The organism is Psychromonas arctica (assembly GCF_036697365.1).
Taxonomy (GTDB): Bacteria; Pseudomonadota; Gammaproteobacteria; order Enterobacterales; family Psychromonadaceae; genus Psychromonas; species Psychromonas arctica_A.
In genome coordinates, this window is record NZ_JBAHZA010000012.1 from 111,818 (window position 1) to 121,816 (window position 9,999).

Sequence of the window (9,999 nt, forward strand, 5' to 3'; positions counted from 1 at the left end):
TAAGCTGCTGTGTAGGTTAACAATGGTGCTATGATAGAACATATTTTAAGCATTTATTGACGTTAAAGTAATAATAAAAAAATTCACAACGCCATAACGATTTATTCACCTTACTAACCATACTTAACATTATTAAATGGGATACAGCCTTATGCAAAAGCTAACAGATATTGGTGAACACTTTGTCAACGAGCTCTCTTCTCGCTATGGCTTAAGCCATGATGCCATCATACACATGCTCGTTGCAGTAAATAATGGTGGCTGCTCCATGGCACAATTCAATTGTCCTGAACTAGGCGGTTCAGGACAATGGATGCGTGGAGGGATGACCATGGTAGGAGACATGTTTAATAACGGCTTAAAAATGACCGTGGATAACTTATGCAACGAACTAGCGAATATTCTGGCTAATAATCAAGTGTTTCCTGTTGTCCCTGCAGGTACACCAGGCAGTAATCAATGGTGGCCAACAGAATTGGGACAGCCATTTAGTAGTGGAGCTCAAAACAATATTCGCTATGCAGTATTTCCTAATAGGTTAGCAGTTGAATTGAATGGTCAAATCTCTATTTACGATACACTTGACCATAATATTGGTGGTGTTAGCCAGCAACAAGGTGCCGATGACTCACTTACTTTTAGTAGTCAATGGGGGAACATTCATATTAGTAGTTTGCCTTTAATTTCAGGTCAATCATTACCTACTTCAAATAATACAAATTTTGCGCAAGAAAACCATTCAGTATTCCAATCAACTGAATCATCTGCAACAACGTTTGAGACACCTCCAAATGAACTACCTAACCAACAGTTTGAAGCTGCTAATCAGATGATTGACATTATTACTAAATTGGCTGAATTGAAAGATATGGGTGTGTTAACTGAAGAAGAATTCATTAAAAAGAAAACAGAGCTATTAAACAAAGATTAAGTGCTACTTTATTAACGTTTAATACGGTAAAAAAATGAAAACATTTAAGTGTAATTGCAGTGAACAGCCAATTCTATTTTTTGAAAGTAGTCACTGTCTTGCCTGTGGAAAAACTGTCGGTATTGATGATCAATTTGATCAAGTTCAACCCTACGAAGTAGATTCCAAAACAGGGCTTTTTTATAAGAAAAGTACTCCACAGGTAAAATATAAAAAGTGCGATAACAATGTACAATTTAATGCCTGTAATGGCATGGTAAATTTAAGTACTTTTACCCCAATTCCTGACAGTGATGAGATGCTGTGCTTTGCTTGCCGCTTTAATGAAACAGTACCAGACTTGAGTATTATAGAGCACATCCCATTGTGGCATAAAATGGAAACAGCAAAACGACGCGCACTTTACACACTAAATGCTTTACCTGTTCCCTTGCGCAATCTAGCGCAGGATCCAATAACCGGACTGAGCTTTGATTTCATCGCAGATCGTAATGTAAACGATCATTTTTCTAGCCCACTCGCTGGTCAAGAAACTGTCTTTACTGGCCACGACTGTGGACATATCACTATCAACTTAGCAGAAGCCGATGATGTCGCTAGATCACAAACCAAACATGCTATGGGTGAGCGCTATCGGACGTTGCTTGGCCATTTCCGCCACGAACTAGGTCACTATTATTTTGATCAATTAATTGCTCACACACCTGAAAAACATGCGTTATGTAAACAGTACTTTGGAGATGATGAATTAGATTATCAAGCGGCACTTGCGATCCATTATGAGCAGGGTGCACCTAACAATTGGCGTGATACTTTTATCAGTGAATATGCCACTATGCATCCCTATGAAGATTGGGCTGAAACATGGGCTCATTACATGCATATTATTGATACGTTAGAAACAGCACAAAATTTTTCTATTAGCGGTTCGACTTCAGGTGAAGAGGATACAGAGGAGTTTGAGTCTTTAAATTTACCACAAGATGCCTCTTATTTTATGGGCCAAAAAGGCATTACTCAGATTTTAGATAGCTGGGTAGAGTTTTCAATAATGTTAAATTCATTGAATCGAAGTATGGGACTGGCAGACGCTTACCCTTTTGTATTAACACAAGCAGTAAGAACTAAACTGTCTTTTATTCATCATGCGATACATGACAAATTACATCTACTTCCTAAGTTAAGCAAAACAGAAAAAAACAATCTCACAATGAGCAAATAAAAGATAATAGATGGATATCCACACCGCACAACAATCTACGGTGTCGTTGTTTTAATAAAGTGATGCTTTGATTAATGGTTTTAATAAATAACTGAGTACCGTTCGCTTCGCACCAAGTATATCTACTTGGGTAATCATACCCGGCCTAATAGGTAGTTTCTCACCATTGCGTTCCAGATAATTTTTATCAGTATGTATTAATACTTGGTAATAATACTCTTTGCCTTGCGCTGTATCTTCTTCAAAGGTATCCGCGCTAATTTGTTCTAACGTACCTTCTAAGTCACCGTAAATAGTATAATCGTATGCAGTAATTTTTACTTTTGCCTTCATACCAGGAGCTAAAAATGCAACATCTTTAGGCTTTATACGTGCTTCAATTAATAGTTGGTCATCAACAGGTAACACCTTCATGATAGGCTCACCAGGTTGAATAACGCCACCTCTAGTTGTCACTAAAATATCGTTAATTTGCCCACGTACTGGTGACACAATTTGAGTACGCTTTAATTGATCTTTCTTTTGTACTAAGGTTTCCATTAATGCATTTAAATAGCCTTTTTTTTCGGTAAGCTCTGTATAAGCATCTTGCATATAGCTATTGTTTACACTGGCAACTTTACCTTTTAACTCTTCAATGGTTTTATCAACCCTCAACAACTCCATTTTACTAACAGCTTTACGTTTTACTAATGGTTTCAGTACTGAATACTCTTTATTCGATATATCAATTTCACGTTGCAATGAGGCAATTGTTTGCTGCTTTCTGTCTCGGCGAGCCTTAAATAAAGCTATTTCAGATTTCACTTCAGGTGTCTCTAAATCAAATCCATCAGGGAAAGTGATCATATTTTGATCTTTGACTTCAGAGTCTAATCGGGCAATCGCTGCTTTCAAAGCAACAGATTGGCTAAGCCCTTCCATGTAGGCCGCATAAAAACGTGTTTGATCTAAACTCACTAACACTTGTCCAGCCTCTACCATATCGCCTTCATCCACTAACAAAGCTTCAATGATCCCTCCCTCTAAACTTTGGATCATTTGTAAACGGCTAGAAGGGATAATGCGTCCTTCCCCTCGTGTTACTTCATCTATTTCTGCAAAGCTTGCCCATACCACAAATAAAATCACCGTAATAATACTCAACCATAATCCTGGTTTTGCAGCGGGATGCATGACCGTATACTCAGGGTCATTCAAAGACCTCAATAGTCGTGATTGGTTATGCTGTTTAGACATTAGACTTACCCTGTTTATTATTAGAAAGAATATCTTTTAATGAGCCGTCCATGATCACTTTCCCTTTATGAAGAACCACTCCTCTTTGGCCAATTGATAACATTCTTCTTTTATGTGTAGACATAATAAGTGTGCGCCCTTTCAACCACTGATTAAGAAAAACCAGTACTTTTTCTTCACTATTTTGGTCAAATGCAGCAGTCGGTTCATCCATTAGGACAACTCGGGGGTCTTGCAATATAACACGCGCTAATCCAATGGCTTGTCGCTGTCCGCCTGACACACTGCCATTCCCTAAGATAGGTAAATCGAGGCCTAAAGGGTGTTCTCTAGTTGCAGTGCCTAAACCAATTGCATCTAATGCTTCAAGTAACTCGTTGTCACTATGGTTTTCGCCGTCGAGTAGCAAATTATCTCGTAACGTCCCATGAAATAAGGCGATATCTTGTGGGAGATACCCTATCCCTTGACGTCGATCACTGGGATCTATTTGCCCTAAATTAACGCCATCCAATAATACTCGCCCGTCACTCGGGTCACTTAATCCAGCTAATATTCTCAATAACGTTGATTTACCTGCACCATTACAACCCAATAACATAACTCGGCTACCAGCTTTAATTTTTAGGTCTTGAACATCCAAAATCAATGCGTCTTCTTGAGAGTAACGAAACTTAATATTATCTACATGGTACTCGCCTTTTAAATCAGATTTACGTACAAACTTGCGATCTACAGTACGCTCAATAGGTGCATTCATTAATTCATCTAGGCCTTCGAGAGCAACTTTCACATGTTGCCAACGTACCAACACGCCGGCCATTTGATTCACAGGTGCAATAGTACGAGAGACCAACATGGTACAAGCAATTAAGCCACCTATAGTTAGGTTGCCATTGTTAATTTCAAAAACACCGATAATGAGCACCCCAACATAACAAAGCTGTTGGGTCATTGAGGCACCTAAGGTTAAAAAGGAATGAATTCTTTTAAGTAACACATTTTCATCGGCTAGTTGCGCAGACAACTCTTCCCATAACTGTAAATTTCTACCTTCTGCTCGTGTCGTTTTTACTGTTTCTAGATTATCAATCACTTCTAACATTAAGCCGTGTTTTATGGCCCCTTCTCTCAGGTTCGCACGGGATAATTTAGCTAACTTTTTTTGCATCAATAAACTAGGTAACAACATCAATAGAATACCGATTACTGGCACCCACACCACAGAGCCACCAATATAAGCAATAACACTTAAGAAAATAATGATAAAAGGAAAGTCGCTGATAGTGGCTGCTGTTGAAGAAGTAAAAAACTCGCGGACGCTTTCGAACTCTCTAATCTGACTACTAAAAGCACCAGTCGATCCGGGCTTAGCGGATAGACGAATCTGCATCACTCGTTCAAATAATAGAGAAGATAATTTTATATCAAGACGTTTTCCGGTGGCATCTAATAAATGCGCTCGTATCACTCTGATCACAAAATCAAGGATAATGGCGAGAACCACGCCAGAGGAGAGAACAAATAACGTATCAAATGCGCTATTTGGTACAACTCTATCGTAAACTTGTAACGCAAATAAAGAGGTTGCTACAGCGAGTAAATTGGCCACAAAAGAGGCAACAGCCACTTCGGCATAGGCAGGCCAGCAGCGGGATAATGGCCCTTTAAACCAATGTTCCTTTTCTTCTTTTGCATAATTTCCAGCACGATCGTCTTTTCTAAACTTGGGTTTAGCAAGAATAGCTGTGCCTGTATAAATACCTTTGAGTTCATCAAGGCTTAGTTCATTAATACCGCCACCAGTTTCTGGCAATAAAATTGTAGCTGTACCTTTCTCGATATCTAACTCAGAAAGAATAACTGTTGTGCCTGACTTAGTTAATAATAACGCGGGTAACAAGCGTTTAAAAATATCTTCAAGTTCAATATCGACAACTCGTGCAGACAAACCAATACGGGCAAGAGAACGTGGAACATAATCTAATGCCAGTTTGCCTTCATGCAATGGATAACCATCGGCTAACTCAGAGGAGGTTACTTTTCGGTCAAATAATCCACAAAATAAAACAAGCCCTTTTCTTAAAGGATCTTTTTGTGCTTTTGTAAATTGAAATCGACGAGAAGAATGAGGAAGCGCTTTTTCTTGTTGTTGTGCCGTTCCTTTTTCCATTAATATCTTTCTCTCTCACCTTGCAGTAATAATAGTTTATTCAACATGCCTAGTTTTGAAGCGGTACGATAAGGCAACATTTTATGTTCCGATGAAGCACTAATTAGCTGTGTTTTTAATTGGAATGTCTCAGCTTCATTAGTCAATAGATCTTCAATCGTCCTTAAACCAGCGCTGAACTGATCTAAATACACGTTAACTAAATGTGTAGACTCTTTAACTTGCGCTTTTAACGCTTCAATTCTTTGCTTTAACGCAGTGCGGCTCTCACTGTCAGAGCCAAATTCTCGTGCTAAATCACGATGCACTGATTGTAGCTCCCACTTTGCAGCTTCTACTAATTGTAGTTCAGATTGAGCTTGATAATAGGCTGATAACCCTTGATTTATTTGCATTTTTACATTGATACCAATTGAAGAGTCTTTGGTAAGCACACCGTTTACATCTCTTTTTATCGTACTTGCTTCCAATACCACATTAGGTTTCAAGGCTGCATTAGCACTTTTAGCATCAAACTCCGCGATATAAATATCTTGCTGGGCTTGCATATAATCAGGAGATTGAACAATATTCTCCTCTAATTTATCTTGGGTATTTAGTTGTTCAAATATATCTAGTGGCTCAGTAAAATTAGGTAGGGTACTTGGAGGCTGTCTAAGTAATAATATGTAAAGCCGTTCAGCGGCTTTAAGCTCCCCTTGAATAGTTGCAAATTGCTCATCAACATAAGCTTGATATTTAAATACTTTGCTTAATTCTGAGCTGTCGCTAAATTGATAATTGTCTCGTTCTTTAGCTAACAAATAAATACCATGCAACTCACTTTGATACTGCTGTAATGCGTTTAACTTTTCGCGCGCGGTATAAATCTCGTAGCAAACTTCAATGACTTCTAATGCAACTTCAGATCGAGCTCCTAGTAGGGCTTGTACTTGTTTTACTTTTTTCGCTGTAGCCGAATCAATATTATTTGCCACTTTCCCCCAGTCATATAAAGTTTGTGACAGAGTCACATCATAACCTAACTCCCCATATAAGCCGTGCTCTGGTCCAACCGATAAGTCTAAAGAAGGCCAATACCCGCCCTCTTCGACTTTTATTTGCGTGATAGCACTTTGAATTTTCGCCTCTTCTACTTTAATTTTTGGGTTATTTGCTAACCCTATATTTACTAACTGTGCTAAAGAAAACTGATTAGTGCTCTGATTATATTCATCTAAAGCATAAACATAGCTGCCTTTAACACATAAAAGCAGCATCACCATAAAGTAACGTTTAATGGGCATATTAAATAGTTGTCCCTATCTCTTCATCAACATATAAGGTAGTTGTACCTAAATGATATTCGTTATAAGCGACTCCATTTACCACTGAACTTCCAGCAAATGTGGCGCCTTCAATATCGACAGAGTCGTTAGCATCACCATTAATAGTTAATGTATCTTCCTCATCCGTTAATGCTTTCACCGCTTCTTCAGTGAGTTTTAACACATTACCACTTTCGCCTTCACTTAAGTCAATCGCTTCAATATTAGTGATAGCGCCAATGCTGGCATCGCTCAAGTCTAAATCTAGTCCATCATCAAGCATTAAAGTATCACTACCTTCGCCGCCATCAATACTTTCAAACTGAACACCTGAAATAGAAATCAAATCATCTCCATCGCCACCACTGAAGGTGTCACTGCCATTACCATCAATAAGCATATCGTTACCAGCACCACCAATTAAGTTATCATCACCAGTTCCGCCACGGATAAGGTCATTACCACTGCCGCCTATTAATTCATCGTTATCGCCGTAACCATATAAACGAATGCCGCTTGAACTATAGCTATAATCCATTTCGTTTTGACCGCTATCACCCTCTTTAACCGTATCAATATCAAATAAGATATCGTTAAGAGCATCAGCACTTACTAGGTCACCTAATGAGCCACTGCTACTTGCACCTTCTGCATCAGTCGCAGTGATCGTTAAATTATTTAACACATCCGCTTGTACATTTAGCTCAAGAGCTCCACCTAACAGTCCCTCATTATCGTAAAATTGAACGGTAGCGAGTAATTCATTAATTGATTGATTATCTATTGTGCCACCATCAATTGCTGTAATAGTTAGCGTTGAAGAAGCTGCAACAAGTCCTAATAAACCAGAGTTATTACTAACTTCTATTTGCAACCCTAACTCAGCAGCCATCTCATTTGATGCAGCTAATGTTAACTCTGTTAAGCTGACATCTAACAAGGCTTGGTAGTTAACTTCCACACTGGTTAAGTTACCATCGATATCCACCGCAGCTAGCGCTTGGTTATCTAAGTTAATAATGTCTAACGCTTGGACTGCTACTAACCCTAATAAAGAAGTATTCGAAGCACACACGATTGGTGCACTATTATCAACATTTGAAACAACCTCTGGCTCAGCACCCGAACTTTCAAAGTCGACCGTTGCTTGTGAAACATCACCGTCGCCATCAACTAAACCAACATCGATAGTTGTTGTTCCACCTAATACATCATCACCCAAAGTAAGGTCATCGACTAATAAGTTGCCATTGGCGAGTAAGTTTTCAATAATATCTTGGTCACTTGAAAGTCCTTCCGTTATGTCTACCCCACTAAATATGATGCTTTGATCAACTTCTGCTGTTGCGTAACCACCTTGGAAGTCACCATCTGCACTGATATAAAGAATTGTATCTGTTCCATCAAATTCAAAGTGTAAGAAGTTAGATAAATTACCTGCACTTGAGGTGCCTATTTTTCCTTCGCCATTTAATAGTTCAGCAAGGTCAATAATATCAGCACCACCCGCAACAGACCCAATTTCAAAGTCGGTAATAGTATCAACACTAGCTACATCAACGGTTTCCCAACGGAATACATCATTTCCTGTACCGCCAGTTAAGGTATCATTACCTATTCCACCAATAAGGATATCGTTACCTGTTCCACCATCCAAGATATCATTACCAACACCACCACGTAATAGATCTGCACCTTCGCCACCATTTAAAGTGTCATTACCACCATAACCATAAATTCGGTCGCTGCCAGTTGTACCAGTTAAAGCTGTATTACTAGCGTTACCCCCTTCGATTAAATAATCAGGGCTATCACCTGTTGATAAAAGCCCAAGAGAAGCGAGGTCCGAGTTCATAGAACTGACAGCATTACCTTCTGAGTCAGTAGCTGTAATTGTTAAAGTAGGTAATACACCAAGTGAAATACCAACTTCCTTCCAATACACACTTCCAAGAAACTCATTCAATTGTTGATTAGTAATGGTTGAATCATCTAAAGATGTGATGGTAATTGAGGCAGTAGTCCCAATTAAAAAGCCTAAATCATCTGTAACGATTTTTAGACCAAACTCTTCAGCCATATCAACTGAATACTTGAAACCAGCAGAACCTAAGTTAACACTTATACTTTCAGTCGAGATAACAACCTTTGTTATGTCATTATCAGCATCAGTTGCAGAAAATGCTTGGCTCGAGCTGAAATCAATAAGATTCAAAGCATCAACGCCTACTAATCCTAATAAAGAATTATCTGCACCTAATGCAACTTCAGGGCTAGATTCAACGGTAGCTTCAACATCTGCAACACCTGTTGTGGTATAGCTGTATTCACCTGAGGATAAATCAACGGTGATAGTTTCACCTTTAATAGTATCTATAGTTAATATTTGAGTATCAGTATCATAGTCCGTTTCCTCAAAAGCATTCACAATATCAGAGCTACCATAAGTGGTAATTAAGTTACTGTCAGTATCGTAACTAAAGGTATAACCATCTATTGTAATAGTTGATACCTCAACGCCATCTGCACCAGGGTTGACCACAAGATCGCCACTGTAAAGGGTATTAACCGTATCAACGACCTCTTGCTGATACGCCGTCACACTAGCAATATCGTCAGTCACATTCACAACTAACTGCGCTGTTTCACCAATATTACCAACGAGATCTGTCGCCTCAACACCAAATATGACAGTTAATTCATCACTTCCTTGCGCTATATGATCAAGTGGAGCAAGCAAGTCGAAATTATAATTACCATCACTATCTAATGAGAGTATTGCTACATCACCAGAACTAGTGCTAGCTGTTAATATCTGCGTATTTTGTGCATCTATTGATAAGGTCCAAGTAACTGCTTCTCCTTGTGATGTATAAACATCTGTAGGAGCTATTAATGTAAGGTTGCTTACCTCTTCAGAAATCGTTAGAGCTCCTAAAGCAGAAGCTGTAGTCGCAAGATTTGATTCATCAACTGTTAACAATAGATCGTCTACGGTAGGCGACGTTAAGTCTAAAGTGATGGTGCCGGTTGCTGCGTCACTGCTGTTATTCGCGGCATCCGTTGCCACGACACTAACTGCTATCTCTCCTTCAGACAGTGCTGCTAGTTCGTTATCTGCTAATGT

6 protein-coding genes are annotated in these 9,999 nt (G+C 39.0%); 2 read left to right on the top strand and 4 right to left on the bottom strand.

What is annotated here, in order from left to right; all coding sequences use genetic code 11:
• Window positions 1–151 precede the first annotated feature (151 nt).
• Window positions 152–931, top strand: coding sequence for an SHOCT domain-containing protein (locus tag V5290_RS13575; protein ID WP_333386796.1), 780 nt, complete (start codon window positions 152–154; stop codon window positions 929–931).
• A 34-nt stretch (window positions 932–965) separates the two neighbouring features.
• Window positions 966–2,153 carry a zinc-binding metallopeptidase family protein gene (locus tag V5290_RS13580; RefSeq protein ID WP_333386799.1) on the top strand — a complete coding sequence of 396 codons (1,188 nt, stop codon included), beginning with the start codon at window positions 966–968 and terminating at the stop codon, window positions 2,151–2,153.
• A gap of 51 nt (window positions 2,154–2,204) precedes the next feature.
• Here the strand turns inward: V5290_RS13580 and V5290_RS13585 are convergent, their stop codons facing one another.
• The 4 genes from V5290_RS13585 to V5290_RS13600 form a co-directional block, all read right to left on the bottom strand.
• Window positions 2,205–3,392, bottom strand: coding sequence for an HlyD family efflux transporter periplasmic adaptor subunit (locus V5290_RS13585; protein ID WP_333386801.1), 1,188 nt, complete (start codon window positions 3,390–3,392; stop codon window positions 2,205–2,207).
• Complete coding sequence (locus V5290_RS13590; RefSeq protein ID WP_333386804.1) at window positions 3,385–5,565, bottom strand: type I secretion system permease/ATPase; 2,181 nt, start codon at window positions 5,563–5,565, stop codon at window positions 3,385–3,387. Before V5290_RS13590 ends, V5290_RS13585 begins: the two co-directional genes overlap by 8 nt.
• Window positions 5,565–6,851, bottom strand: coding sequence for a TolC family protein (locus V5290_RS13595; RefSeq protein WP_333386807.1), 1,287 nt, complete (start codon window positions 6,849–6,851; stop codon window positions 5,565–5,567). Before V5290_RS13595 ends, V5290_RS13590 begins: the two co-directional genes overlap by 1 nt.
• A gap of 1 nt (window position 6,852) precedes the next feature.
• Window positions 6,853–9,999: type I secretion C-terminal target domain-containing protein (locus V5290_RS13600; RefSeq protein WP_333386810.1), on the bottom strand; the 3,147-nt coding region annotated here is incomplete at its 5' end.

Excerpts from the sequence above, each read along its gene's own strand:
- V5290_RS13575 (WP_333386796.1), top strand. The coding sequence starts at position 152 with ATGCAAAAGCTAACAGATATTGGTGAACACTTTGTCAACGAGCTCTCT.
- V5290_RS13580 (WP_333386799.1), top strand. The coding sequence starts at position 966 with ATGAAAACATTTAAGTGTAATTGCAGTGAACAGCCAATTCTATTTTTT.
- V5290_RS13585 (WP_333386801.1), bottom strand. The coding sequence starts at position 3,392 with ATGTCTAAACAGCATAACCAATCACGACTATTGAGGTCTTTGAATGAC.
- V5290_RS13590 (WP_333386804.1), bottom strand. The coding sequence starts at position 5,565 with ATGGAAAAAGGAACGGCACAACAACAAGAAAAAGCGCTTCCTCATTCT.
- V5290_RS13595 (WP_333386807.1), bottom strand. The coding sequence starts at position 6,851 with ATGCCCATTAAACGTTACTTTATGGTGATGCTGCTTTTATGTGTTAAA.